Below are 26,266 nucleotides of genomic sequence, written 5' to 3'. Positions count from 1 at the left end.
TGGTGGGTTGTCGGTGCGCCGGCCGATCACGGTGGGAGAAATTTCGTCCCAAACCACACTTTGCGGTGATTAACAGCACTCGACACGCTGGTCGGCGTGTTGATGACACTGATGGACACGAAGGTTCGCCAGAACGGGGGGCTTGCTGGTCAACCCCGGCGCCGCGCTCACCGCACGTGGCCGAAAACGCCGCGACACTGACGGGCCCACTGCTTGTTATGACGCGAACTTGCGAACTCCCGTCCGGTAGCTGTGACATTGGGAATTCACATCACCAGACACCACGACTCTACGTTGGCGCTGTTAGCCGATACCGAGCGACCATTGCGACGAGATCCGTTATGTGATCTTGAAATTGGGGAAGGGGTATCTCATGAAAGCAAGAATCGGGCGCTTCGCGGCATTGGCCACAGCCCTTGCTCTGGCGGTCACCGGGACCGTGACCGTGTCGAACGCGGTCGCGACGCAGCCCGCAGTCCCGCAGGAGGACGCCGCCCTGGTCCAGGACATGCACGACGCGCTGGCCGACGCCGCCGACGCTGGTGATGTCGCGGAGGTGAAGTCGACGCTCACCGAGCTGGAGCCGCTGCTGACCGAGCTGGCGAGCGGGGAGCGGTACGCGCTCGCGGAGAGCAGCCGCGAGCTCGCCGGCGAGGCGGGCGAGGCGGTCACGACGATCCGCGACCAGGTCGACAGGCTGTTCCCGGAAGGGGCGCGGGAAGCCAATCCGCCGTCGGTGGCGGAGCAGCTGAACGAGTTGGTGCAGCGGCTGCTGCAGCGCCTGTCACAACTGGTGAACGACCTGCTCGGCGGCGGACCCGTACCACTGTAGTGGGGATCCCGACGGGAAGGGTGGCGGCGATCGCAGGAGGCACCGCCGCCGTCCTTCCCGACTTTCCCGGAATGGGGACGGCATGGCAGACACCGGGCTCGACGTTTCCATCACCCGACTGACCGGCGCGAGCGTCGCGTGTCTGTGCGGCGAGGTGGATGTGACGACCGCGCCCGCACTGCGGACCGCGATCACGGAAGCCATGCGCAGCGAACCGGACCTGTTGGTCATCGACCTGCTGGCGGTCACGTTCCTCGCGTCGGCGGGCCTGCACGTGCTCTTCGAGGCCGCGGCGGCGGGACGCCCCGAGGTTCGGGTGGTCGCGGTGCGCAGGGAATGCGTCCGGCCCATCCGGCTCACCGGCCTGGACACCGTGGTTTCGGTGCACACAACGGTCACCGACGCCCTCGGTGAAGGCTGCCATCGAGTCAGGTGAAGGTCACCCGGGCGCGAGCGGCGGCCTGTCGCGCACCGCTTGCGGTTCAAGCCCTCGAACGGGTCGGCCGCATGGCGGACTCCCACCAAGATTCTCCGTTTCGCGGCCGACCCGCTCTCATTTGTCGCCGTACCGGGTCGCGGGTGGCGCGTCGGCAGGCCCCGCTAGGTACTCGTTCCTCCTGCCGCGGCGGACGAGTCCGACGAGCCCGACCAGGCCGAGAAGACCGAGCAGGCCCCACATTCCGTTGTCGTCGTCGCCCGACTCCTCCTCACCACGGTTCTCCTCGGCGGCCACGTGGGTGGTCTGCGGTGCCGCGGCCACCGGCGTCACGGGCCCCACCAGTATCGCGCTGCTCGCCGTCAGTGCCAGAAGAACGGCGCGCAGCAGAGCTTTCATCGGGACACCTCGGTTCGGTAGTAGGTGCGCAGCACGTCCTGATCGACCTCCTCCATCGGGTTGCCAGGGGGGTGCACCCGCGGCGCGTCGTCCACCACCTGTTTGGGGATCGACACGGCGAGATGCCCTGGCGTGACCGCCACCGCGTTCAGCGGGAGGAAGGAGTGGTGCCGCCCGAGGAACCCCGTGCCGATGGAAACCCACTCCGGCTCCCCGGTGCGCTCGTCAGCCCACACTTCCCGCACCGTGCCGATCTTTTTTCCGTGCGGATCCCACATCACCAGACCGCACATTTCCTTGTCGTAGTATCTGATCATTTCCACCCTCCCGTCGAAACGTTCGGACGACATGTGGGTTCCCGCCTCGCCGGACGTCGAACACCGGACACGACGAGTTCACCTGAACCGGGACCGGGAGAGTTCTCAACGACTCCAATGGCTGAATTCGTGGTGCGACATCCGTTGCTGGGGGTGACGCATCACGCGCCGCACGCACGCGGTGCTGACGGGCGGCCTCCCGCCCGAGATCTTTCCGTGGTGGTGTCGAATGGCGTCGAGCCCGTTCGTAGCCAGGGTGAGACCGCGAAGCCATGTGGAGGTCACCGTGAAGCAGTACCTGCTCGCCGTCCAGCTCGACGAGACCGTGCCGGAGTCCGAAGAGGAACGGCGGGCGCAGATGGCCAGGACGGGCGAGGTCACCGACGAGATGCGGGCCGCCGGTTCGTGGGTGTTCGTCGGCGGTCTGCAGCCCTCGCACGCCACCACGGTCGTCCGCCCCGCCGGCGGCACGACCACGATCACCGACGGCCCGTTCGCCGAGACGAAGGAGCAGATCGGCGGCTTCTGGGTGATCCGGTGCGACGACCTCGACCAGGCGCTGGTCTGGGCCGACAAGTGCGCGCTTGCCTGCGGGCGCCCGATCGAGGTGCGTCCGTTCGACGACGGTTCCGGGGCATAGGCGCGGATGGACCTGGACCGGATCTACCGGGCGGAGTACGGCCGGTGCGTGGCGACGCTGACGCGCGTCCTCGGTGACATCGGGCTCGCCGAGGAGGCCGTCCAGGACGCGTTCGCGGTGGCCGTCCAGAAGTGGGAGCAGCCGCCGCCCAACCCGGGCGCGTGGATCGTGACCACCGCACGCAACCGCGCGATCGACCGCCTGCGCCGGGAGTCCACCAGGGAGGCCCGCCACGCGCAGGCACTGCTGCTGCACCAACCCGAAGAGCCGGAGGAGGTGGGACCGGTGCGCGACGACGAGCTACGCATGATCTTCACCTGCTGCCACCCTGCGCTGTCGCCGCTCGCGCGGACCGCGCTCACGCTGCGCCTGCTCGGCGGGCTGGAGGTGGCGGAGATCGCACGGGCCTACCTGGTGCCGGAGGCGACCGTCGCCCAGCGGATCGTCCGGGCGAAGAAGAAGATCCGCGACGCGGGCATCCCCTACCGGGTGCCAGGCGCCGCCGAACTCCCCGACCGGCTGACGTCGGTGCTCACCGTGCTCTACCTGGTCTTCAACGAGGGGTACACGTCGACGTCGGGACAGCTGCTGCGGACGGACCTGTGCCAGGAGGCCGTCCGCCTCGCGCGGGCGCTCGCCGACCTGATGCCCGACGAGCCGGAGGTGATCGGGCTGCTGGCGCTGCTCCTGCTCACCGAAGCCCGGCGGCCCGCGCGGACGGGGCCATCCGGTGAGCTGATGGTGCTCGCGGAGCAGGACCGGTCACTGTGGGACGGAGACCTGATCGCCGAGGGGCATGAGCTGGTGCGCCGGTGCCTGCGCCGTGCCCGGCCGGGGCCCTACCAGTTGCAGGCCGCGATCAACGCCGTGCACACGGACGGGTCCGCGACCGACTGGGCGCAGGTGCTGGCGCTCTACGACCAACTGCTGGCACACGTCCCGACCCCGGTCGTGGCGCTCAACCGCGCGGTCGCCGTCGCCGAGGTGCACGGACCGGCGCTGGCGCTGGCCATCGTCGACGAGCTGGACCTGCCGGGCTACCACCTGCTGCCCGCCACCCGCGCGGACCTGCTGACGCGCCTGGGCCGCACCTCGGCCGCCCTCGCCGCCTACGACGAGGCGATCACCCTGGCCACGAACGACGCAGAACGGGCCTTCCTGACGACGCGGCGGGCGCGCCTGACCCAGGACACCCGACCACCGGCCCTGTGAGCCGCGGTCGTCCCGGCCGGCGAGTTCTCCCCCGGTGTCCGGGCTCGCGGCGCGCGACCGCCGGTCCGCGCCGGTTCCGGTGTCGATGATGCGCCGTAACATCCGCAGGGATCCGCGCGAACTGGAGAGCAGGATGCCCGGACGGCATCCGGTGCGAGAATGGCGGTGTGGGCACCGACGCCCAGACCGTTCCTGCTGTGTCCGTTCTTGGGGGTTCCGCTGCCTGCTCGGAACCTCGGCCCTCCACTCGGGACCACGGCCGCCCTCGGCTTCGCGGCCTCGTCCATCGCCATCTCCGCACCGGTCGCGCACCAGACGTGGACCGACGTGGCGCTGCACGGCTTCGGCGTGGTCGCCATCGCCATCGGCGGGTGGCTCTGGTCGGGCACGTCCCGGCCGAGGATCGGCGCGCTCATCGTCCTCACCGGGGCCGCCTTCCACCTCGGCGACCTCCGGACCAGCACGACCGAACCCTGGTTCGCGATCGGCTTCTGCCTCGCCTACCTGTGGACGGCGGTCCTCGCGCACATCGCACTGGCCCTGCCGCACGGCAGGCTGGGCACGACCGGCGCCCGCGTCCTCGTCGCCGTGGCCTACGCGGGCGCGGTCGGCACCCAGGTCGTCCGGTACGCCGTGGACTCCCCGGTGCCGCCGTGGTGGTGGAACCACGATCCGGGGCCGCCCACCGCGACCGCCGTGGCGAGCAGTGTGACCTATGTGGTCGTGACCGCCGCGACACTGGCCGTGGTCGTCCGCCGCTGGCTGTCGGCCACCAGCCTGCGGCGCAGGCACGGCGCCGCGCAGTGGGGCACGGTCATGATGGCCGGGCTCGGTGGGATCTCGGCCGCGCTGGTCGCCGCGTCCGGGGCCGACTCGGGCGGTCGCACGGTGTCGCTGTTCGTGGCCTGCGCGCTGCTCGTCGGCGCGGTGCCCCTCGCGATCGCCGCCCGCAGGCTGCACCTGGAGCTGGCGTGCGCGCAGGCGGCGCGGACCGTGCTCGGACAGTCCGGCCAACCACACGAGACGCCGCCGGTCGTGCTGCAGCGCGCGCTGGCCGACGCGGTCGGCGATCCGACGCTCGTCCTGCACTACACCGACGACGGTGGTTCGTTCCTGGACGTGCACGGCAGGCCCGTGACACCGGGCCCGTCGCCGGGGCGTGCGGTGACCGAGGTGCACCGCGACGGCGCGCTGGTCGCGGTCGTCGAACACGACGAGACCCTCGCCGAACAACGCCGGGTGGTCGACGTCGCGCTCGACATCGCGGGCCTGGCGATCGCCAGCTCGCACGTCGCCGCGCGCCGGCTGCCCGACGCGGCGTTCGCCGAGCGGCACCGCATCCAGCGCGACCTGCACGACGGCCCGCAGCAACAGCTGTTCGGCGCCATGCTGCTGCTCGACATGGCCCGCACCGGCTCGCTGCCCGCCGACAGCGCGCTGCAGCGGGCCCACCAGTTGATCGGCCAGGCGGTCGCCGCGCTGCGCGAACTGACGCAGGGCATCTACCCGGAGACGCTGGTCGAGCACGGGCTCGCCGCGGCGGTGGCGCAACTCGGCGCCCTGTCGCCCATCCCGGTGCTGGCGGACATCCCGGCGGACCGCTTTCCACCGGACCTCGAACTGACCGCGTACTTCCTGGTCACCGAGGCCGTCGCGAACGTGTACAAGCACGCGGACGCGTCCGCGGTGGTGGTCACGGTCCGGGAGGACCGGGGCGCGCTCGTGCTGGAGGTCCGCGACAACGGCACGGGCAGCGGCACGGGCAGCGGCACGGGCAGCGGCACGGGCAGCGGCACGGGCGACCCGAGGGCCCTTCGTCTGCGGGCCGCCTCGGTCGGCGGCTCGGTGGCCGTGTCGAGCGAGCCGGGGCGCGGCACCACCGTTTCGGCCCGGCTGCCGATCGGCGTGCCATGCGCGTAGGGATCGTCGAGGACCACCTGCTGCTGCAGGACATCCTCACCGAAGGCCTGCGCGGTCGCGGCATGCGCGTGACCGGCGCGGCGGCCGACGTCGAGTCGGCGACCCGCCTGGTCGACGCGGATCCGCCCGACGTCCTCCTGCTCGACATCAGGCTGCCACCGGACCACCGCGACGAGGGCCTGCGCCTCGCCGAGCTGGTACGGGCCAGCCACCCGGAGGTGGGGCTGCTGGTCCTGTCCTCCCAGGGCGAGATCGGCTACGCCCAGCGGCTGCTCGGCATGCCCGGCGAGTCGCGGGCGCTCGGGTACCTGCTCAAGGACCGGGTCGGCAACCTGGACGAGCTGATCGACGCGCTGCGCCGGGTCGACCGGGGCGAGGTGGTGATCGACCGGCAGCTGATCCGCGCGCTGATGACCGGTCCACGGCCGAAGAACCCACTCGACCTGTTGAGCCCGCACGAGCGCCGCGTGCTCGCCCTGGTCGCGGAGGGCCGCTCGAACCTGGGCATCGCCGAGCACATGGCCTGCCAGGTCGGCACCGTGGAGAAGCACCTCTCGGTGATCACGTCGAAGCTCGGCCTCGGGTCGCTCGGCGAGGTGAAACGCCGGGGGGTCAACGTGCGGGTCCTCGCCACGCTGGCGTTCCTGCGCGGCAACGGCGACCTCGCCTGAGCGCCATCGGGTTTTCCTACCTTTCCCACCGGAGGTTTCCCCGTCCCGGACACCCGGTCGCAAGCACCACCCTGGTGGCGGCGCCGCCAAGGCGCATGTCACACAGGGAGGAACCCATGAAGCTCACCACCGGCGCCATCGGCCGCCGAGCGCGCACGATCGCCGCCGCCGCCGTCATCCTGCTCACCGCGGGCCTTGCCGGGGCCGTGACCACCACCAGCGCGGGCGCGAACCCCATCGGCTCCTGCGGCTCGGTCTCCAAGTTCACCATGACGTTCAACACCGGTGGCGACGACCTGCGCTACAACTCCGAGGTCATCGTGGGCATCAAGGTGTCGTACCTGGCGCAGCCGATCCCCCTGAAGCCCGTCTTCGGGCAGTTCCCGAACCACACCACGAAGGTGAAGGCCGACATCACCTTCGCGACGACGGGTCAGACGGTCAACTCGTGCTACATCCGGGGGCAGCACCTCACCCTCGTCTCACACTCGACCGTGTGGGAGGGTCCGGACAACTGGGACATGAACAGCTTCGACATCGTGGGCTACACCAGCGCGGGTGTCGTCAAGTACCAGCACAGCTCCGGCCCCGGCGCTCCTCGGTTCCGGTTCACCCAGAGCAACCCGACCCTGGTACTGAACGACTGGGCCTGACCTTCGTCGAAGGGCCGGTCCACCGCGATCCCGCGGTGGACCGGCCCTTCGTCGTGCCAGCCCCGGCGGACCCGATGCGGTGAACATCGACACGTCGCGGCCCTTAAACTTGATTTGTTCCAGACAAGCGACCTAAGGTCGTGGCGTGACGTCCGACTTCGAGGAGCAGTTGCGGGCGGTCTCGTTGCGCGTGACCCGCCCCCGGTTGGCGGTGCTCGCCGCCCTGCGGGCCCGTCCGCACATCGACACCCACACGGTGATCGAACTGGTGCGGGCCGAGCACCCCACGGTGTCCCACCAGGCGATCTACGACGTGCTGCGGGTGTTCACCGAGGCGGGCCTGGTGCGACGCATCCAGCCCGCAGGCGCGACCGCCCGCTACGAGTCCAGGGTGGGGGACAACCACCACCACGTCGTGTGCCGCTCCTGTGGGGCGATCGCGGACGTCGACTGCACCGTCGGCCACGCCCCCTGCCTCACCGCCTCGGACGACCACGGCTACGCGGTCGACGAGGCGGAGGTCGTCTTCTGGGGCACCTGCCCCGACTGCTCGGCCGACGGCACACCGCAAGAATCCGCCAGCTCGGAAGGAAGAAAATGAGCGACCCCCGCACGACGCCCTCCAGTGCACAGGGAGTGGACGAGAAGGCGGCGGCCGGCTGCCCGGTCGCGCACGACTCCGTGACCGCACACGGCAGCGAGAGCGAGAACCCGGCGATCGACTCACCGACCCCGAAGACGGGCGGCCGGCCGCGCACGATCCGGGACTGGTGGCCCAACCAGCTCGACCTCTCGGTGTTGCACGCGCACTCGTCGAAGAGCAACCCGCTCGGGGAGAACTTCAGCTACGCCAAGGAGTTCGCCAAGCTCGACATCGAGGCCCTCAAGCGGGACGTCACCGAGGTGCTGACCACCTCGCAGGACTGGTGGCCGGCCGACTTCGGCCACTACGGCGGCCTGATGATCCGGATGAGCTGGCACTCCGCCGGCACCTACCGCATCTACGACGGCCGGGGCGGGGCAGGCGACGGCGGCCAGCGGTTCGCCCCGCTCAACAGCTGGCCAGACAACGCCAACCTCGACAAGGCGCGGCGGCTGCTGTGGCCGGTCAAGGAGAAGTACGGCCAGCGGATCTCGTGGGCCGACCTGCTCGTGTTCGCCGGCAACGTGGCACTGGAGTCGATGGGCTTCAAGACCTTCGGCTTCGGCTTCGGCCGCGAGGACGTGTGGGAGCCGGAGGAGATCTTCTGGGGCCCGGAGGACGACTGGCTGGGTGACGAGCGCTACGCGGGCGACTCGGAGATGGTGCCCGAGCTCGGCGCGACCGAGATGGGACTCATCTACGTCAACCCCGAGGGGCCCCGCGGCAGCGCTGACTTCCGGGCGGCGGGCCACTTCATCCGGGAGACCTTCGCCAGGATGGCGATGAACGACGAGGAGACCGTCGCGCTGATCGCGGGCGGCCACACCTTCGGCAAGACCCACGGCGCCGGCATCGCCGACGACCACGTCGGCCCGGAGCCCGAGGGCGCTCCGCTGGAGACGCAGGGCCTGGGCTGGTTGAGCACCCACGGCAGCGGCAAGGGCCCCGACACGATCACCAGCGGTCTCGAGGTGACGTGGACCGACGTGCCGACGCAGTGGAGCAACCGGTTCTTCGAGATCCTCTTCGGCTACGAGTGGGAGCTCACCACGAGCCCCGGCGGCGGCAAGCAGTACGTCGCCAAGGACGCCCCGGAGATCATCCCGGACGCGTTCGACCCGAACAAGAAGCACCGGCCGACCATGCTCACCACGGACCTGGCGCTGCGCTTCGACCCGGCCTACGAGAAGATCTCGCGCCGCTTCCTCGAACACCCCGAGGAGTTCGCGCTCGCGTTCGCCAAGGCCTGGTACAAGCTGCTGCACCGCGACATGGGCCCGGTCAGCCGCTACCTGGGGCCGTGGATCGCCGAGCCGCAGCTGTGGCAGGACCCGGTGCCCGCCGTCGACCACGACCTCGTGGGTGACGCCGACATCGCGGCGCTCAAGGCGAAGGTGCTCGAGTCCGGCCTGACGACCACCGAGCTGGTCACCACCGCATGGGCGTCCGCGGCCAGCTTCCGGTCCACCGACAAGCGCGGTGGCGCCAACGGCGCCCGGATCCGCCTCGAACCCCAGCGCGACTGGGAGGTCAACCAGCCAGAGCAGCTCGCGTCGGTCCTGTCGAAGCTCGAGGACATCCAGCGCGAGTTCAACGAGGCGGGTGGCGCGAAGATCTCGCTGGCCGACCTGATCGTGCTGGCCGGCTCGGCAGCCGTCGAGAAGGCGGCGCGCGACGCGGGCGTCGAGGTGACCGTGCCGTTCCACCCTGGTCGCACCGACGCCACCCAGGAGCAGACCGACGTCGAGTCGTTCGCGGTCCTCGAGCCGCGTGCCGACGGGTTCCGCAACTACCTGCGTCCCGGCGAGAAGCTGCAGCCGGAGATGCTGCTCGTCGACCGCGCCTACCTGCTGAACCTGACCGCACCCGAGATGACCGTCCTCGTCGGCGGCCTGCGCTCGCTCGGGGCCAACACCGGCGGCAGCGGGCACGGTGTCCTCACCGACCGGCCCGGCGTTCTCACCAACGACTTCTTCACCAACCTCCTCTCGCCGGGCACCCGGTGGAAGGTGTCGGAGTCCGAGGAGAACGTGTACGAGGTCCGCGACCTGGCCACGGACGAGACGAAGTGGACCGCCACCGCGGTCGACCTCGTCTTCGGCGCCAACTCCCAGCTGCGGGCCCTCGCCGAGGTCTACTCCGGCCAGGACGCCCGCGAGCGGTTCGTGACCGACTTCGTCGCGGCCTGGACCAAGGTCATGGAACTCGACCGGTTCGACCTGGCCTGACCCTCCGCACCGACGAGCCCGGCCGGTCCGCGATCGGCCGGGCTCGTTCGCGTGGGCGTCCGGGTGGGTCCGGCGCAGACCGCTCGATGGTGCTTTTCGCGGGAACTGGCACGCGACGCCGTGCTCAGGAAGCCGTTCTACGAGACGGCTTCCAGCGGCAGGCCGTTGCCGCGCCAGGTGGCAGCCAACTCCTGGACCGGCACGTCGAGCGCCTCGCCGAGGCAGACGATCGTGCCGAAACCGGGGGACGGCAGTCGTCCGGTCTCGATCTTGCGGAGGGTCTCCGGCGAGATACCGGCCGCGTGGGCGACCTCCGCCAGGTCGCGTCCCGCCCGCGCACGGCGCAGCAGAGCACCGAGACGCGTGCCTGCTTCGATCTGCTCCGGTGTGAGCGGCTGGCGGACCATGCCCCACAGGATAGGTTGGTATTACTATACCGACAAGTGTTAGGCTGTCGGTATAATAATACCAACAGCCCGTGACGCGAGGTGTCCGTGATCGAACTGAAGTCGCCTGCGGAGATCCAACGCATGCACGTGGCCGGGCGTTTCGTCGCCGAGGTGCTCTCCGAGGTCGGCAGGCTCGCCGACGTGGGCGTCAACCTCCTCGACCTGGAGCACCACGCTCGCGGCATGATCGAAAGGCGCGGGGCGGAGTCGTGCTACTGGGACTACGCGCCGTCCTTCGGCAAGGGCCCGTTCCGCAACGTCATCTGCCTCTCGGTCAACGACGCCGTCCTCCACGGCCTGCCGCACGACTACACACTGCGCGACGGGGATGTGCTCACCGCGGACCTCGCGGTCGGCGTCGACGGCTGGGTCGCCGACTCGGCGCGCACGGTCATCGTCGGCACCGCCGCCGAGGAGGACCTGCGGATCGTCCGCGCCACCGAGGAAGCGCTGGAGGCGGCGATCGACGTGGCGCGTCCCGGCAACCGCCTCGGTGACATCTCGGCGGCGATCGGGGCGGTGGCCCGCGACTACGGCTATCCGGTCAACACCGAGTTCGGCGGCCACGGCATCGGCCGCACCATGCACGAGGATCCCCACGTCTCGAACCAGGGCCGGGCAGGCCGCGGCCTGAAGCTCCGGCCGGGCCTGACCCTCGCGCTCGAACCGTGGTTCGCCGCCACGACCGACCGGATCGTCTACGACGCCGACGGCTGGACCATCCGCTCGGCCGACGGCTCCCGCACGGCCCACTCCGAGCACACGGTCGCCATCACCGAGGACGCCCCCTTGGTGCTCACCCGGCGCGCGCTGGAGGACCCGGCGGCAACGGGCGGCTCCACCCGCGCCACGACATCATCGGGCCCGCGAGGTGAACGCGGGCCCGGCCGGGACGGGTAGACCACGCCGCCGACATCAGCGGTCAGGTTCTGGAGACCAGCAGTTGGGTGGCTACGGCGGGGTGGCCGTTCATCGTGTCCACACCGACCTCACGGGTGGCCACCAGGTCGAACCCGGTGAGAAGGCTGTGCAACCAGTCCATGGTGTGGTGACGGCAGACCGCGCCATCGCCGGTCTCGAAGACCCCGTAGGTGCCATACCTCGCGGCGAACTCCTGATACCTGTCCTGGTTGCGTCGGTCGTCCTGCAGACACAGGTCACTGAGGTAGAGGAGGCCGCCGGGCCGCAGCACCCGACGCAGCTCCGCGACGAGCTCACGTTGCCCGGCGTCGGTCGGTACGCACGTCAGGACCGCGAACAGGAAGACAGCGTCGATGCTGGCGTCGTCATGACGCAGCCGTGGCGGGCTGTCGAGAATCGCGAAAAGCGGCCCCGGCCACGTCTCGCGGGCCCTGGCGATCAGGCTGGGAGCGATGTCCACGCCCTCGACAGCCACGAACCCCCGCCCGGCCAGCAGACCCGACAGCCGCCCGTAGCCGCATCCGTAGTCGAGGATCCGCGCCTGGCGGTCGATCCGGTCAAGCCACGTCGGTTCGACCGGGTGACCGAAGGTCTTCGCGGCACCCGCGGCGTTCCAGTACCCCAGTTGGTTGTCCGGAGCGTCCACGGCTTGAGCATCCCCCACGGTCGCCGCTGTGGTTCTCCCGGAAGACCTTACAGCGCTTGGGATCGGCGCGCGGACTAGACGATTGATTCCGTGAAGTCGGTGAGTGGGCGGCCGGTCGTCGTGTGCTGGTCGCGTCGGATCGGTTTTCGGTCGGGTGGGTTGCCTGGTTCCGGTTCGTGTTGTGGGTTGTCCTCGCCGGACGGGCAGGTCTCCGGGGTGGCGGAGGGGTGGGTTGGCGGCGGTTGGGTTCGGGTGGGCTTGCGCCACCGTTGGGTTGCGTGGGCAGGGGCCCGCCGCGCGGGCTGGGCGCGGAGCGCCTGGCTTTGGTGCTGTGAAAGGCGCGTTGACGGCGTTGGCGGCTGCGTCCTCACCCCCGGTACGCCTCGGAGTCACTGCTGCGGTGCTTCCGCGAGGAAGGTGCCCTGCCTGCATCCACCCGCCGGTCGACCTGTGCGACGGAGTTCGATCCCACGGCTCGTCGACCTTTCTGCTCGGCAGGCCAACCGAAGCGGTCCTCGCGGAGTTCTAACGGCGGACAGGTGGTTGTCCAGACCACCGGTGACCGTGGAGGGCAGATGCTAGGTAGAAGAGCCGGTCGGCGGCGCACGGCCGTCGTACTGACCGGGATGGCGGTGGCCGCGAGCACGGTGGTGGGCCTGGGCCCGGAGACCGAGGCGCAGCCGCGGACGCCGGGCGCCGCGCCGCCGGACACGCACACGGTCACGTTGCTGACCGGCGACGTCGTGACCATGGGCGGTCCGGAGCGGGTGCGGGTCCAGCCCGCGCCGGGGCGGGAGCGGGTCAGCTTCAAGACCAGGATCGAACCGGACGGCGACGTGCACGTGCTGCCGGTCGACGTGGCGGCTGATGTCCTGTCCGGCAGGCTCGACGCGCGGCTGTTCGACGTCACCGGGCTGGTCGAGGCCGGCTACGACGACGCGCGGCGCGATGACCTGCCGCTCATCGTGGGCTTCAAGGACGGCGTCGGGGACAAGGCCCGCAGCGAGGTGACCGGCGCGGAGACCGGCGCCGACCTGCCGGGGATCGACGCGACCGCCGTGCGCGCCGACAGGAGCCCCACGTTCTGGAAGAACGCGCGCGGGTCGGTGGACCGGGTGTGGCTGGACGCTCCCGTCCGCGCGTCGTTGGACGAGAGCGTCCGGCAGATCGGCGCGCCGGCGGCGTGGGCGGGCGGGCACACGGGCGCGGGAGCGACGGTCGCGGTGCTCGACACCGGCATCGACACCACCCACCCGGACCTGTCGGACGCCGTCGTCGCCGAACAGAACTTCGCCGACGAGCGCAGCGAGGGCCCTGGCGACGTGCACGGCCACGGCACGCACGTCGCGTCGATCATCACCGGCTCCGGGGACTCCTACCGGGGTGTCGCGCCGGACGCCAAGCTGCTCAACGGCAAGGTGCTCGACGACTACGGCTACGGCTACGAGTCGTGGATCATCGCCGGGATGGAATGGGCCGCGACCAGCGGCGCCGACGTCGTCAACATGAGCCTTGGCAACGTGCCGACCGACGGCACCGACCCGTTGTCGGCGGCGGTGAACCGGCTCACCGAGGAGACCGGGACGCTGTTCGTGGCGGCCGCGGGCAACGACGGGCTCGACGAGTGGGTGAGCAGTCCGGCCTCGGCGGACGCCGCGCTGGCCGTCGGCGCGGTGGACGGCGCCGACCGGCTGGCCGAGTTCTCCAACCGCGGCCCACGTGTGGGTGACGGTGCGATCAAGCCGGAGATCACCGCTCCCGGCGTGGACATCGTGGCGGCGCGGGCGGCGGGCAGCAACCTCGGTGAACCGGTCGGGGACGGCTACACGTCGCTGTCCGGGACGTCGATGGCCGCCCCGCACGTCGCGGGCGCCGCCGCGATCCTGGCGGCGCGGTACCCGGACTGGGACGCGGAACGACTCAAGGCGACGCTGATGTCCAGCGCCAGGCCGAACCCGGACCTCGCACTGTCCGAGCAGGGCGCGGGCCGCGTCGACGTCGCGGCCGCGGTGAGCAGCACCGTGGTGAGCATCCCGGCCGCCCTGAGCTACGGGATCGCCGAATGGCCGCACCACGACGACGAGGCCGCCGTCAGGACCGTGACCTACGCGAACACCGGGCCGGACGCCGTGACCCTGGACCTCGCGGCCGAGGTGACCGGACCGGAAGGTGCCGCGGCACCAGCGGCGATGGTCACCGTGGCACCGGCACAGGTCACCGTGCCCGCCGGGGGCACCGCCCAGGTGACGGTCACGGTCGACACCACTGTGGACACTCCGGACGGCCGGTACACCGGCGCGGTCACCGCCACCGGCGGCGAGCGGGCGGTGACGACGCCGCTGGTCGTGACCAGGGAGCCCGAGAGCTACGACCTGACCGTGCGGATCATCGACCACCACGGGAATCCCGCTCAGCGGTACGGAGCCGAGCTCGTGGACGTGGTGAACCCGAGGACGTACACGCCCGGCGGGCCACCGGGTGGCGGCACCATCCGGGTGCCGAAGGGCACGTACTACCTCGACACCACGGTGTACAGCGACACCGACGACGAGTTGCGGCCGCTGTTCGCCGACTTCCAGGAACCGAACGTGGTGATCGACCGTGACACGGAGTTCGTGTTCGACGCGCGCCAGACCGAGCAGGTCGACGTCAGGGTCGCCGACCCGGACGCCGACGAAGGCGCGGTGTACCTGAAGTACGAGCGCAAGGTGGCGTGGGGCTCCGGCACCTACGCGTGGCAGCCACGGTACTTCAACCACGGCTACTCGACGCGCCCATCGACCACCAGCGCGGGCGAGGACTTCGCGCTGACGGTGCGCGCCGAGCTCGCCGAACCCGACGGGGCCGGCGGCTACCGGAACAGCCCGTACCGGTACAACGTCCAGTGGACGGACACCGGGCGCGTACCAGCCGACCTGACGCGGCGCTACGCCAACCGGGACCTCGCGAAGGTCCTCTCCACGTTCGCGGCCGACACCCCCGGTGCGACCGGGGTGCGCGGGATGGTCGAAACGGCACTGCCGTTCACGCTGACCGAGTACTACACGCCGGACATCCCGTGGTTCGACTGGTTCGCCGAGACGCAGAAGGACGACACCCTGTTCGCGTTGCTGCACAGCGAACGGGTGGGCAAGGTGTACCGGAAGGGCACGGTCACCAGGGAACGGTGGAATGCGGGTCCCTACGGGCCTTCCTTCCCGTACTTCCCGGAGAATCCGGGTGAGGTCGCCGAACGAATCGGTGACGTGGTCGCGGCACAGCCACCGATGGTGGGCGACCAGTCGTCGACCCGGTGGGCAAGCCCGACCGGTGAACGCGGCTCGATGCGGTTGCTCGCCGACGGCGAGGTCATCGCCGAGACCTCCTACTACGGGTCCCTGATCGCCGACCTGCCGCCGGAGACGCGTGAGTACACGATGCGCGTCGACGTCGACCGGAGCGCCTATGCCCGGCTGTCCACTTCGGTCACCGCCGAATGGACGTTCCGGTCAGGGCACGCCGAGAACGCCGAGGCACTGCCGCTCCTGGCGGTGCGGTTCGCGCCGAAGCTGGACGACGACAACTCCGCACCGGCAGGCGAGTCGTTGCGGATCCCGATCTACGTACAGCGCAACGGCGTCCAGGACCCTGGCCGGGTGCACGACCCGGTCGTCGAGGTGTCCTTCGACGACGGGACGTCCTGGCGGCAGGTGCCGGTGCGCAGCAGGCACGGCCAGGTGTCGATCACGGTCGAGCACCCCGGGGACGCTGAGTTCGTGTCCCTGCGCACGTCGATCGACGACCCGGCGGGCAACGCCGCGAAACACACCATCATCCGCGCCTACGCGCTGAACTGATGCGGCGAAGGGCGCCTTCCCCCATGGCGGCACGGGGGAAGGCGCCCTTTGGCAACCCACCACGTCTCGACCCACATCACTGGCGTCGTCGTGGCCGACTGAAGCTTGTGGACTGTCCGCACCGGACGGACGGGTAGACGGGATAACACGGAGCCCCTTCGTGGTGGCGCGGCGGATATCCGGAGAACGCGCGTTGTCTGTCACGAACGCGGGCCCGGACCACCCTGTAGGTCCGGCTTCTCGACGTTTCGGTGGTTGTTCCGCGCCGTCCTCACCGCAGGTGACGTCGAACGGTGCCGGTTCGGGCGGGTTAGCGGCCCGGGTGGCGTAATCCTCTTTGCCGACAGGGCGTTCGGCTGACCGCCGTTGTTACGTTCGGATGGACTCAGGAGCCACCCTCGGACGGCGAGCACATGTTTGTTGGCGCCGGGCCGTGCCGAAACAGTCCACTTGGGATCGGTGATTGCATGGCCATGGACCGGCTGTGGGACGTGGTGGTCGTCGGCGCCGGCCCGGCAGGCGCGACCGCCGCCCGGGTCGCCGCGCAGGCGGGCTGTGACGTGCTGCTGCTCGAACGCGCCGCCGTACCGAGGTACAAGACCTGCGGTGGTGGGCTGATCGGGTGTTCGCAGGCGTTTCTGCCGCCCGGGCTCGATGTCGTCGTCCGCGACGAGATCGACGCGGTCACGTTCGGGTGGCGGGGGCGGCGGGAACGCACGGTCGGTTCCTCAGCCGGGACGCGGTGCAGGATGGTGTTCCGCGCCGAGTTGGACGCCGCGCTCACCGAGGTCGCCGCCGAGGCCGGTGCCGTGCTGCGGGACCGGACGTCGGTGGTGGCCGTCGAGGACGAGGCCGGTTCGGTGGCCGTGCGCACCGGCGGTGGTGAGTGGATCCGCGCACGGGCGGTGGTCGGGGCCGACGGCAGCGCCGGGCGGGTCGGCCGGCACGTCGGGGTGACCTGCGAGCAGGTGGACCTCGCGCTGGAGGTCGAGGTGCCGGTCGAGCCGCGGGAGACCGCGCGGTGGCGCGGCCGGATGCTGATGGAGTGGGGGCCGTTGCCCGGTTCGTTCGGGTGGGTCTTCCCCAAGGGGGACGTCTGCACGGCGGGTGTGGTCGCTGCCCGGGGAGAAGGCGCCGCCACGAAGGCGTACCTGCGGGAGTTCCTGGAGCGCCACGGCCTGGCGCACCTGACCCCGCTGCACGACACGGGGCACCTCACCCGGTGCCGCCGTCCCGGCTCGCCGTTGACGCGTGGCCGCACGGTCGTGGCCGGTGACGCGGCCGGGCTGTGCGACCCGTGGTCGAGGGAGGGGATCTCCTTCGCACTGCGCTCGGGGTCGTGGGCCGGTGCCGCGGCCGCGGAACTCGCGCGGGCCACGCGCCCGGAGGAGCTGGAACGGGCCCGCGCCGTCTACACCGAGGCGGTACGGTCCACATTGGAGGCCGAGATGCTGGCCTCCCGCAAGGTCATGGCCGTCTTCACCCGGCGTCCCGGCATCGTCCACACCGCACTGACCGCGGTGCCGCCGGTGTGGCGCGGGGTCGACTCCTACCTCGGTGGCGACACCTCGATCCCGGCGCTGCTCGGCACGCCGATCGCGCGCACGGCACTCAAGGCGGCCGCGCTCTTCGCCTGAGCGCACCACACGGCACGTCCCGCACCCCTCGCACAGCGAAACCCGAAGGGAACTCGAGCATGTCCGACGGCAACCCGGGCACCGGACGACAGACCCCGGTCGCGATCATCGGCACGGCGTGCCGCACCCCCGGCGGGGTGACCACCGCGGACGAGCTGTGGCGGTTCCTGCTGGACCGGCGGGACGTGGTGGCCGGTTCGGACCCCGGGAAGCGGTGGTCCGACGAGGAACGCGTCGTCCCGGCGGACCTCGCGGACTCGGCCGCCCTGCGCAGCGGTTCGTTCCTCGACGACATCGACGAGTTCGACCCGGGCTTCTTCGGTGTGCCGGTCCGCGAGGCGGCCAGCGTCGACCCGCAGCACCGCCTGCTGATGGAGACCACCTGGGAGGCGCTGGAGGACGCCGGTGTGCCGCCGCGTTCCCTCGGCGGTTCCCGGACCGGCATGTTCGTCGGCATCTCCGGCGCCGACTACGCCAAACGCTTCACCCTGTCGGACTTCAACGTCTACCACGGCATCTCGGCGGTCACCTCGGGCGCGCCGGGCCGGATCTCCTACATCCTCGACGTCAACGGGCCGTCCCTGGCCGTGGACGGCGCCTGCGCCTCCTCGCTCGTCGCGGTGCACCTGGCGTGCCGCTCACTGCACGACGGGGAGTCCGACCTCGCGCTGGCAGGCGGGGTGACCGTGCAACTGGAGTGGGCCGGCCTGATCGGGTTCGCCCGCGCCGGCGCGTTGTCCTCGCGCGGCCGGTGCGCGGCCTTCGACGCGGCCGCGGACGGTTTCGTGCGCGGCGAGGGCTGCGGTGTGGTCGCGTTGAAACGGCTGGCCGACGCGCGGCGCGACGGGGACCGCGTGCTCGCGGTGATCGCCGGGACGGCGATCAACCACGCCGGTCGGGTGCGGGGCATCACGCAGCCCTCCCGCGCCGCACAGCGCGCGGTCATCGGGGCGGCGATGCGCTCGGCGGGTGTCACCGCCGCCGACGTCGGCTACGTGGAGGCGCACGGCACCGGCACCCCGGTCGGTGACCCGATCGAGTTCGGGGCGCTGCGCGACGCCTACGGCGACGACGGCGGCCCGTGCGCGCTCGGGTCGCTGAAGACCAACATCGGGCACCCGGAGAGCGCCGCCGGGGTGCTCGGGCTGATCAAGGCCGCGCTGGCGGTGGCGCGGGGCACCATCCCGGCGAACCTGCACTTCACCCGGTGGAACCCGGAGATCGACGCGGACGGGAGCCGGTTCTTCGTGCCGACCGGCACGACCGGCTGGGCGGACACCGGGCGGCCGCGGCGGGCCGGCGTGTCCGCGTTCGGCGTCACCGGCGTCAACGCGCACGCCATCATCGAACAGGCACCGTCCACACCGGAACAGACCCACCGGCCGATGGCGGCGCGGCGCGCGCTGGTGTTCCCGGTGTCGGCCGGCTCCCCCGGCGGCCTCGCCGCCACCGCGGCGCGCCTCGCCGACCACGTGTCCGGCTCGACCGCCCCGCCGGTGGACGTCGCGCACACCCTCGCGACGGGCCGCAGCCACCTGTCCACCCGCGCCTGCGTGGTGGCCGCCGACCGGCCCGGGCTGGTCGACGCCCTGCGTGCGGTGGCGGGCGGGCAGGACCACCCCGGCGTCACCACCGGGCCGACGGCCGACCCCGGCATGCCGGTGTGGGTGTTCTCCGGACACGGCTCGCAGTGGCCCGGCATGGCCCGTGACCTGCTCGACGCCGACCCCGCGTTCACCCGCGTCATCGACCGGCTCGACGCCACCGCCGCTCCAGCGGGTGTTCCGGTGCGGCGGCTGCTGGCCGACGGCGAGCACCTGGAGCGGATGGACGTGGTCCAGCCGGTGCTCTTCGCGGTGCAGACGGCGCTCGCGGAGATGTGGCGGGACCGGGGGCTGCGCCCGGCCGCCGTGGTCGGTCACTCGATGGGCGAGGCCGCCGCCGCGGTGGCGGCGGGCATGCTGACCCCCGAGGAGGGCATGCGCATCACCCTCGCCCGCTCGTCGTTGCTCCAGCGGGTCGCGGGCGGCTGCATGGCGGTCGTCTCGCTTCCGGTGGCGCGGGTCGAGGCCGAGATCGCCGAGGTCCCGGGCGTGTGCGTCGCCGTGGTGACGGCCCCCGCGTCCACCGTCGTCGCGGGTGACGGCCCGGCGGTGGAGGAGCTGCTGCGCGGCTGGCAGGACCGCGGCGTGTTCTGCCGTCCGATCGCCGTGCTGGTGGCCGCGCACTCCCCGCAGGTCGAGCCGATCCTGCCGGACATCGCCGACCGGACGTCGTGGTTGTCCGGTACGCGGGCGGTGGTGCCGTTCTACTCGACCGCCGTCGACCCGCGCGATGAGGTGGTCTTCGACAGCGCGTACTGGGCGCGGAACCTGCGTGCGCCGGTCCGCTTCGACCTGGCCTGCCGGGCCATGGTCGAGGACGGGCACCGCGTGTTCCTGGAGATGTCGCCGCACCCGCTGCTGACGCAGGCGGTGGAGGAGACCGCGTTGACGATGGACGTGCCGGTGGTGGTGACGCCGTCCCTGCTCCGGGACCAGGACGGGCACGATGCGCTGTGCCGGGCCGCCGCGACGCTGCACGTGGCCGGGGTGCCGGTGGACCTCGACGCCGTGAACGGCGGCGGGGAGCGGACCACGCTGCCGCCGACGACCTTCGACCGCTCCCGGTACTGGCAGGAGCCGAAGCAGGGCTCGCGCGGCACGGCGGCGCACCCGTTCCTCGGCGAGCGGACGGCCGTGCCCGACCCCGACGCCGAGGACGGCACACGCCACGTGTGGAGTGCCGACCTCGGCACCGACCGCGTCGAGTGGCTGGCACAGCACACCCTGAACGGCACCCCGCTGGTGCCCGGCGCCGCGCACGTCGAACTGGTCCTGGCCGCCGCCTGCTCGGTCCTGGACTGCGCCGTGGACGAGCTCCGCCTCACCGGCATCCGGTTCGAGCGGATGCTGCCGCTGACCGGCGCCGTGCCGTTGCAGGTCACCGCCACCAGGAGCGGGCGCCGGGTGGCCGTCGAGGTCGTCCAGCACACCGGTACTGGCTGGGACCGGGTGGCCGCCGCGACGGCCACCCGGCACGAAGGGCCCGACGGCGACCACCCCGCGCTGCGCCTGCCCGACGACCCGGCGGAGCCCGGCGACCTGTACGCCGCGTTGCGCCGGACCGGCCTGGACACCGGACCGGCCTTCCACTCGATCACCGCCACCACCGCGACCGACGGCGTCGGGATCACCCGGCTCGCCGTGCCCGCCGACGCGGCCGTCCGCACCGGTGCCCCGCGCGTCCACCCCGTGCTGTTCGACGGGTGCGTGCTGTCGGTGGCGGCCTGCCTGGTGCGCGACGAGGAACCGGGTGGTGGCCCCTGGCTGCCCACGCGGATCGGCGAGGTCGTGCTGCCCGCCGACCCGGGCCGCGTCACGTGGGTACGCGCCGTGGTGCGGCGGGACGACACCACCGCGACCGGCTGCGCCGACCTCCACGACGAGACGGGGGCGTGGGTCGGCGCGCTGCGGGACGTGACGCTGGTCCGCACCACCACGTCGGGCACCACCCGGCTCGACTCCCGGCTGTTCGAGATCGCGTGGCGGCAGGTGCCGCTCCAGGAGGGGCAGCCGACGCCGGCCGGCCGGTGGGTCGTGGTCGCGGAGCCCGGGGACCACGACGGGGTCGCGGAACGGGTCGCCGACGCGCTCGGGGCCACGGTCCACCGCGACATCGCGACCGTGCCGGGCACCGACGTCACCGCCGTCGTCTGGTGCGCCACCGGCGACCTCGACGACCTGGACCGAGTGACCAGGGTGACCGGACTGCTGCGCGAGCACGGACGCCACGACGCACCGCCCCGGCTGTGGCTGGTCAGCAGGAACGCGCGGCCGGTGCTCGACGGCGACCCCACCGACCCCGGTGTGTGCGCGCTGCGCGGGCTGCTGCGCGTCGCCGCCGTCGAACAGCCGCAGTCCGCGGTGAGCTGGGTCGACGGCGACGCCGGAACCGCGGCGGACCTGGCCGACCTGGTCGCGGAGCTGGTGGCGGGGACACCGGAGACCGAGGTCGCGTTGCGTGCCGGTGAGCGGTACGTGGCCAGGCTGGTGCGTGCGCCGCTCCCGGCCCGGCCACCGCGGCCGACCCGTCTGCTCGACGCGGTCCCGGGTGTCGACGAGTTCGTCCTGCGCCCGGACCCGGACGGTGGCCTGGACCTGCTGTCGCTGGTCGCGACCGGCGAACCGCTGCCCGTGCCGGGACCGGGGCAGGTGCTGTTGCGACCGGACGCGTGCACCGTGCACTTCCGCGACGTCCTCGTGGCGCTGGGCATCTACCCGACCGACGACGGAACCCTGCCCGCGCTCGGCTCCGACGCGGCGGGCGTGGTGCTGGCGGTCGGCGACGGCGTGGACGACCTGCGAGCCGGCGACCGGGTCACCACCGTGATCACGGACGGGAGCGGGTCGATGGGGTCCCACTGCCTGGCCAGGGCCGAGCTGACCGCACGCATCCCCGAGGGCTTCGACGCCGTCGACATCGTCCCCTCGGTGCTGACCTACGTGACCGCGTGGCACTCGCTGCACGACCTCGCACGGCTGCGAGCCGGCGAGACCGTGCTCGTGCACTCCGCCGCCGGTGGCACCGGACTGGCCGCGGTCGAGGTCGCCCGGCTCCTCGGCGCGACCGTGATCGGCACCGCGGGCACCGAGGCCAAACGCCGCCACCTGCGCGAGCACGGCGTGGCCCACGTGTTCGACTCCCGCGGCCTGGACTTCGCCGAGCAGGTGCGCGTGGTCACCGATGGGCGCGGGGTCGACGTCGTGCTCAACTCGCTGACCGGGCCCGCCATGCGCGCGTCGCTGGACCTGCTCGCACCGGCCGGGCGCTTCGTCGAGATAGGCAAACGCGACCTGTACGACGGGGCCCGCGTGGACCTCGGCACGTTCCGGCACGGCAACACCTACACCGCGCTGGACCTGGTGCTCACCGCGAACGAACAACCGGACGTGTTCCGGACGGCGATGCTGCGGGTGCTGGCCGAGATCGCGGCGGGCAGGCTGCCCCTGCTGCCCAGCGCGGTCGTACCCCTGAGCGAGGCACCGGCCGCGTTCAAGCAGCTCGCTTCCGGTGACCTCATCGGCCGCGTCACCCTCGCCTTCCCGCCGCGGCGGGAGCGGGTGCGGGTGTACGCGCCGACCACCGAGCACGTGGTGCGGCGCGGAGCCGCCTACATCGTCACCGGCGGCACCCGCGGCCTTGGCCTGGAGGCCGCCCGCTGGCTGGCCGACGCCGGTGCGGGCCGGGTCGTCCTCGGCGGCCGAGGCGAACTCCCGCCCGCCGCGGCCGCCGTGCTCGACGCGGTCACGGCCACCGGGTGCGCGGTCGAGGTCGTCCGAGGCGACATCGCCGACGAGGAAACGGTCCACCGCCTGGTCGCCGCGGCGGGCGAGGACCTGCGCGGTGTCCTGCACACCGCCGTCGTGCTCGACGACGCCCCGCTCACCGCCACGTCCCCGGACAGGCTGGCCCGCGTGTGGTCCCCGAAGGTCACCGGCCTGACCAACCTGCACCACGCCACCGAGCACCTTCCGCTGGACTGGCTCGTCGTCTTCTCGTCCATGACGGCCATGCTGGGCAACGCCGGGCAGGCGAGCTACGCGGTCGCGGGCGCGTGGGTGGACGCGTTCGCCCGGTGGCGCAACGACCACGGACTCCCCACCCTGTCGGTGAACTGGGGCGCCTGGGGCGAGGCGGGCAGGGCGACGGACTTCGCAGCCCGCGGGTTCGACACCATCGCCACCGCCGACGGCTTCGCCGCACTGACCGCGCTCCTGCGACACCACCGGGCGAACACCGGCGTCCTCGACTACCAACCCGAACTGCTGTTCCGCGCCTTCCCCCACGCGCTCGAGAACCCGTTCCTGTCCGAACTGGGCACCACACGAGCCGCGCACCGCGACACGGCCGCCGCCGCCGACCTGCGCAACGAGCAACCGGGCCCGGCGCGCGCCCGCATGGTGCAGGACACGGTCGTCCACACCCTCGCCACCCTCCTGGGCACCCAACCCACCGCCGTCGCCGCACACGCGAAGTTCACCGACCTGGGCCTGGACTCCCTCCTCGCTGTCGCCTTCACCCGCAGGCTCCACCTCGACCTGGACATCACCCTCACCCCGGCCGACCTCTGGGCCCACCCCTCACCCACCGAACTGGCCAGCCACATCGACTCGTCGCTGAGCACACCCCCGGCAACCGACTGACGTGTTCGGAGATGGACGCGCGGGCTGATGGTCGCTGACCTGCGGCGAAGCGATGCCGGTCGGCCGCGATTGCTAACCTGTGTCGCCCCGATCCCCAGTGAACTCGTGATCGAGTCCGAGCCGGAAGCGAGACTGACCACCCCATGCTGGACCGCGCGGTCATCGACGCCCTGTTCCCCGCTGACCTGCCCGAGCCCGAGCACTGGGAACAGCGGTACCCGCCCCGGAAGCTGCCCGAGGGTGCCCGGGTCACCCGTTTCGGTCCCTCACCGACCGGGTTCGTGCACATCGGCGGCATCTACGTCGCCACGATCGACCGCGACATCGCCGCCCACTCGGGTGGGGTCTACCTCGTCCGGGTGGAGGACACCGACCAGTCCCGTGAGGTCGAAGGTGCGCTGGACCAGTTCGCCCGCGCCTTCGACTACTTCACCATCGCCGCAGACGAGCACGACGAGCGTGGCGCCTACGGCCCCTACCACCAGTCCGCGCGCGAACGCGTCTACCTCACCTATGTCCGCCACCTGCTCCGCCAGGGCAGGGCGTACCCGTGTTTCGCCACGAAGGACGAGCTCGCCGACATCACCGCCCGCCAGCAGGCCGCGAAACTGCCCCCCGGCTACTACGGGAAGTGGGCGATCTGGCGCGACGCGGACCCCGCCGAGGTGGCCACCAGGCTCGCCGAGGGCGCACCGTACGTGGTGCGGTTCCGTGCCCCTGACGACGCCGCCGGGCAACGAGCCCGCTTCACCGACGCCATCCGGGGCGAGCTGGAGCACGAGGCCAACCGCAACGACACGGTCATCCTGAAGTCCTCGGAACTGTCACCTCGGTTGCCCACCTACCACTTCGCGCACGCCGTGGACGACCACCTGATGCGCGTCAACCTGGTCATCCGCGGTGACGAGTGGATCTCCTCGGTGCCTCTGCACCAGCAACTGTTCGACGCACTTGGCTTCGAACCCGTCACCTACGCGCACATCGCGCCGCTCATGAAGCAGATCCCCGGCGGCAAGCGCAAGCTCTCCAAGCGCAAGGACCCCGAAGCGGGCGTCGACTTCTACATCCAGGCCGGCTACCCGCCCGAGGCGGTCCTGTACTACCTGCGCGGCCTTGCCAACGGCCGGCTGGCCGAGCTGCCCATGGCCGAGGCGCTGAACACCCCGATCCGGCTGGACCAGTGCGGCGTGGCCGGCCCCCTGGTGGACCTGGTCAAGCTCGAGGACATCAGCGCCGACCACATCGCCACCCTCACCAGCCGCCAGGTCTTCGACGCCCTGCGCACCTGGGCCAAGGACCACGACCCCGAACTGGTCCCGGTCCTCGACACGGAAACCGACCTCGCACTCCGCGCCATCGCAGTCGAGCGTGAAGGCGTCGACAACCCCCGCAAGGACCTCCGCAAGTGGTCCGACTTCCGGCTCGCCTACGGCTTCTTCTTCCCCCAGCTGTTCACACCTCTCACCGGTGCCGGCGACGAGCGCCTGACCCCTCTCGGGTTGGCCCCCGACGTCGCCACCGCCTTCGCCCGCGACCTCGTGGCCGGCTACGAGCACCACGCCGCCTCCCAGGAGTGGTTCGACCAGGTCCGCGAACTCGCCGCCAAGCACGGCTTCGCCCCCAACGCCAAGGAATACAAGAAGAACCCCGACAGCTACCCCGGCTCCATCCGCGAAGCCTCGCAACTGGTCCGGGTAGCCCTGACCGGCTCCACGCGCAGCCCCGACCTGCACGCCATCGCGCAGGCACTCGGCGCCGACGAGGTACTGAACCGGCTACGTGCCCTCGCCACACCAGCCGAGAAATAGCTGCCCCTGCACAGAACCCAGTCCAAGCCTGGCTCGACACGCGGCATGCGCGGACGACGAGTCGGTCGAAGCCCGTCGAGATGCTGTCAGCGTTCGCGCTGTGCGACGAGAACCACGACAGGGCCACTCTGTCCGTCGGCGGGAAGCCGGAGCTCGGCCGTCGGCCGCAGCCCGGCCTGTTCGACCAGGGCGGCAAGTTGGTCGGGCTGCCACTTGTACGTCGTCCAGCTGACCGGGACCCCTCCGTAGGCCTCGGTCCGACGCACGTCGCCGTCGCCGACGTGCGTCGCGATGATCAACTGCCCCTGCGGCACCAAAGCCCTGGCGAAGGACGACAGCACCTGTGGCAGGACGTGCCGAGGCAGGTTGAACAACGACCACCAGCCGAGCAGCCCACCCCACGAAGCCTCGGCCAGATCGAGGTCAGTCGACGAACCGACGCTGAATGTGCATTCCGGATGAAGGCGGCGCGCGTGCTCGATCATGCGCGGCGACAGGTCCACCCCCGCGACGTCGACGCCACGTTCGGCCAGATAGGCCGTGACCGTGCCAGGTCCACAGCCGACGTCGAGCACAGGGCCCAGTCCACGGACCGCGTCGGCGAACACGTCCACCGCCGCATGCAGCCACGGGTGGGTGCGGATGTCGCCGACGCCCGTGGTCGTCACCATGTCCACATAGTTGTCGGCCACGCGGTCGTAGGAATCGCGAACGACATCAAGATCAGCGGGCTGAGGCACCGGACGCGGATTCACAGCCGCGACCCTAGGGCA

The 26,266-nt window shown here is 71.6% G+C and carries 19 protein-coding genes; 14 read left to right on the top strand and 5 right to left on the bottom strand.

All coding sequences use genetic code 11. From position 1 onward, the window contains the following. The first annotated feature begins 373 nt into the window (after positions 1-373). Positions 374-832 (top strand): hypothetical protein, encoded by a 459-nt coding sequence (locus ACFPCV_RS25315; RefSeq protein ID WP_378058825.1) that lies wholly within the window; start codon positions 374-376, stop codon positions 830-832. Between the two features lie 82 nt (positions 833-914). Next, positions 915-1,268 (top strand): STAS domain-containing protein, encoded by a 354-nt coding sequence (locus ACFPCV_RS25310; RefSeq protein WP_378058824.1) that lies wholly within the window; start codon positions 915-917, stop codon positions 1,266-1,268. 117 nt (positions 1,269-1,385) lie between these two features. On the opposite strand, the gene ACFPCV_RS25305 is transcribed toward ACFPCV_RS25310, so the two are convergent. Further along, a complete protein-coding gene (locus tag ACFPCV_RS25305; RefSeq protein WP_378058823.1) occupies positions 1,386-1,667 on the bottom strand; it encodes a WGxxGxxG family protein in 282 nt (93 codons plus the stop codon). Then, positions 1,664-1,984: a PRC-barrel domain-containing protein gene (locus ACFPCV_RS25300; RefSeq protein ID WP_378058822.1), complete on the bottom strand. Its 321-nt coding sequence runs from the start codon at positions 1,982-1,984 to the stop codon at positions 1,664-1,666. The genes ACFPCV_RS25305 and ACFPCV_RS25300 overlap by 4 nt, the downstream gene beginning before the upstream one ends. Positions 1,985-2,270: 286 nt before the next feature. Here ACFPCV_RS25300 and ACFPCV_RS25295 point away from each other — a divergent pair, with 286 nt between their 5' ends. From ACFPCV_RS25295 to katG, 7 genes are all read left to right on the top strand, one after another. Next, positions 2,271-2,624 carry a YciI family protein gene (locus ACFPCV_RS25295; RefSeq protein ID WP_378058821.1) on the top strand — a complete coding sequence of 118 codons (354 nt, stop codon included), beginning with the start codon at positions 2,271-2,273 and terminating at the stop codon, positions 2,622-2,624. 6 nt (positions 2,625-2,630) lie between these two features. Then, positions 2,631-3,836 carry an RNA polymerase sigma factor gene (locus tag ACFPCV_RS25290; protein ID WP_378058820.1) on the top strand — a complete coding sequence of 402 codons (1,206 nt, stop codon included), beginning with the start codon at positions 2,631-2,633 and terminating at the stop codon, positions 3,834-3,836. A 207-nt stretch (positions 3,837-4,043) separates the two neighbouring features. After that, positions 4,044-5,756 carry a sensor histidine kinase gene (locus ACFPCV_RS25285; RefSeq protein WP_378058819.1) on the top strand — a complete coding sequence of 571 codons (1,713 nt, stop codon included), beginning with the start codon at positions 4,044-4,046 and terminating at the stop codon, positions 5,754-5,756. Next, positions 5,747-6,427 carry a response regulator transcription factor gene (locus tag ACFPCV_RS25280; protein WP_378058818.1) on the top strand — a complete coding sequence of 227 codons (681 nt, stop codon included), beginning with the start codon at positions 5,747-5,749 and terminating at the stop codon, positions 6,425-6,427. Before ACFPCV_RS25285 ends, ACFPCV_RS25280 begins: the two co-directional genes overlap by 10 nt. Positions 6,428-6,543: 116 nt before the next feature. Next, positions 6,544-7,080, top strand: a complete 537-nt coding sequence (locus ACFPCV_RS25275) for a hypothetical protein (protein ID WP_378058817.1) — start codon at positions 6,544-6,546, stop codon at positions 7,078-7,080. A gap of 145 nt (positions 7,081-7,225) precedes the next feature. After that, positions 7,226-7,681 (top strand): Fur family transcriptional regulator, encoded by a 456-nt coding sequence (locus ACFPCV_RS25270; RefSeq protein WP_378058816.1) that lies wholly within the window; start codon positions 7,226-7,228, stop codon positions 7,679-7,681. Beyond that, entirely contained in the window at positions 7,678-9,951 is a 2,274-nt protein-coding gene (katG, locus tag ACFPCV_RS25265; protein WP_378058815.1) for a catalase/peroxidase HPI, read from the top strand. Before ACFPCV_RS25270 ends, katG begins: the two co-directional genes overlap by 4 nt. 137 nt (positions 9,952-10,088) lie before the next feature. On the opposite strand, the gene ACFPCV_RS25260 is transcribed toward katG, so the two are convergent. Further along, positions 10,089-10,358: a helix-turn-helix domain-containing protein gene (locus ACFPCV_RS25260; RefSeq protein ID WP_378058814.1), complete on the bottom strand. Its 270-nt coding sequence runs from the start codon at positions 10,356-10,358 to the stop codon at positions 10,089-10,091. A gap of 87 nt (positions 10,359-10,445) precedes the next feature. On the opposite strand from ACFPCV_RS25260, the gene map reads away from it, so the two are divergent. Then, positions 10,446-11,300 carry a type I methionyl aminopeptidase gene (gene map / locus ACFPCV_RS25255; protein WP_378058813.1) on the top strand — a complete coding sequence of 285 codons (855 nt, stop codon included), beginning with the start codon at positions 10,446-10,448 and terminating at the stop codon, positions 11,298-11,300. Between the two features lie 22 nt (positions 11,301-11,322). Here map and ACFPCV_RS25250 read toward each other — a convergent pair whose 3' ends face one another. Then, positions 11,323-11,967 (bottom strand): class I SAM-dependent methyltransferase, encoded by a 645-nt coding sequence (locus tag ACFPCV_RS25250; protein WP_378058812.1) that lies wholly within the window; start codon positions 11,965-11,967, stop codon positions 11,323-11,325. 575 nt (positions 11,968-12,542) lie between these two features. On the opposite strand from ACFPCV_RS25250, the gene ACFPCV_RS25245 reads away from it, so the two are divergent. The 4 genes from ACFPCV_RS25245 to ACFPCV_RS25230 all read left to right on the top strand — a co-directional run bounded on the left by ACFPCV_RS25245 (position 12,543) and on the right by ACFPCV_RS25230 (position 25,493). Continuing rightward, positions 12,543-15,803 (top strand): S8 family peptidase, encoded by a 3,261-nt coding sequence (locus ACFPCV_RS25245; RefSeq protein ID WP_378058811.1) that lies wholly within the window; start codon positions 12,543-12,545, stop codon positions 15,801-15,803. 467 nt (positions 15,804-16,270) lie between these two features. Then, on the top strand, positions 16,271-17,440 hold the full coding sequence (locus ACFPCV_RS25240; protein WP_378058810.1) for a geranylgeranyl reductase family protein: 1,170 nt from the start codon (positions 16,271-16,273) through the stop codon (positions 17,438-17,440). 59 nt (positions 17,441-17,499) lie between these two features. Next, on the top strand, positions 17,500-23,685 hold the full coding sequence (locus ACFPCV_RS25235) for a type I polyketide synthase (RefSeq protein ID WP_378058809.1): 6,186 nt from the start codon (positions 17,500-17,502) through the stop codon (positions 23,683-23,685). Positions 23,686-23,828: 143 nt separating this feature from the next. Beyond that, positions 23,829-25,493 (top strand): glutamate--tRNA ligase, encoded by a 1,665-nt coding sequence (locus ACFPCV_RS25230; RefSeq protein WP_378058808.1) that lies wholly within the window; start codon positions 23,829-23,831, stop codon positions 25,491-25,493. An 86-nt stretch (positions 25,494-25,579) separates the two neighbouring features. Here ACFPCV_RS25230 and ACFPCV_RS25225 read toward each other — a convergent pair whose 3' ends face one another. Continuing rightward, on the bottom strand, positions 25,580-26,248 hold the full coding sequence (locus ACFPCV_RS25225) for a class I SAM-dependent methyltransferase (RefSeq protein WP_378058807.1): 669 nt from the start codon (positions 26,246-26,248) through the stop codon (positions 25,580-25,582). Between the last annotated feature and the right edge of the window lie 18 nt (positions 26,249-26,266).

The organism is Actinophytocola glycyrrhizae (assembly GCF_042653545.1).
Taxonomy (GTDB): domain Bacteria; phylum Actinomycetota; class Actinomycetes; order Mycobacteriales; family Pseudonocardiaceae; genus Actinophytocola; species Actinophytocola glycyrrhizae.
The sequence above is the reverse complement of the archived record's forward strand: the minus strand, read 5'-3'. Positions and strand labels throughout refer to the sequence as shown.

Excerpts from the sequence above, each read along its gene's own strand:
- ACFPCV_RS25315 (WP_378058825.1), top strand. The coding sequence starts at position 374 with ATGAAAGCAAGAATCGGGCGCTTCGCGGCATTGGCCACAGCCCTTGCT.
- ACFPCV_RS25310 (WP_378058824.1), top strand. The coding sequence starts at position 915 with ATGGCAGACACCGGGCTCGACGTTTCCATCACCCGACTGACCGGCGCG.
- ACFPCV_RS25305 (WP_378058823.1), bottom strand. The coding sequence starts at position 1,667 with ATGAAAGCTCTGCTGCGCGCCGTTCTTCTGGCACTGACGGCGAGCAGC.
- ACFPCV_RS25300 (WP_378058822.1), bottom strand. The coding sequence starts at position 1,984 with ATGATCAGATACTACGACAAGGAAATGTGCGGTCTGGTGATGTGGGAT.
- ACFPCV_RS25290 (WP_378058820.1), top strand. The coding sequence starts at position 2,631 with ATGGACCTGGACCGGATCTACCGGGCGGAGTACGGCCGGTGCGTGGCG.
- ACFPCV_RS25280 (WP_378058818.1), top strand. The coding sequence starts at position 5,747 with ATGCGCGTAGGGATCGTCGAGGACCACCTGCTGCTGCAGGACATCCTC.
- ACFPCV_RS25275 (WP_378058817.1), top strand. The coding sequence starts at position 6,544 with ATGAAGCTCACCACCGGCGCCATCGGCCGCCGAGCGCGCACGATCGCC.
- katG (WP_378058815.1), top strand. The coding sequence starts at position 7,678 with ATGAGCGACCCCCGCACGACGCCCTCCAGTGCACAGGGAGTGGACGAG.
- ACFPCV_RS25260 (WP_378058814.1), bottom strand. The coding sequence starts at position 10,358 with ATGGTCCGCCAGCCGCTCACACCGGAGCAGATCGAAGCAGGCACGCGT.
- ACFPCV_RS25245 (WP_378058811.1), top strand. The coding sequence starts at position 12,543 with ATGCTAGGTAGAAGAGCCGGTCGGCGGCGCACGGCCGTCGTACTGACC.
- ACFPCV_RS25240 (WP_378058810.1), top strand. The coding sequence starts at position 16,271 with ATGGCCATGGACCGGCTGTGGGACGTGGTGGTCGTCGGCGCCGGCCCG.
- ACFPCV_RS25235 (WP_378058809.1), top strand. The coding sequence starts at position 17,500 with ATGTCCGACGGCAACCCGGGCACCGGACGACAGACCCCGGTCGCGATC.
- ACFPCV_RS25230 (WP_378058808.1), top strand. The coding sequence starts at position 23,829 with ATGCTGGACCGCGCGGTCATCGACGCCCTGTTCCCCGCTGACCTGCCC.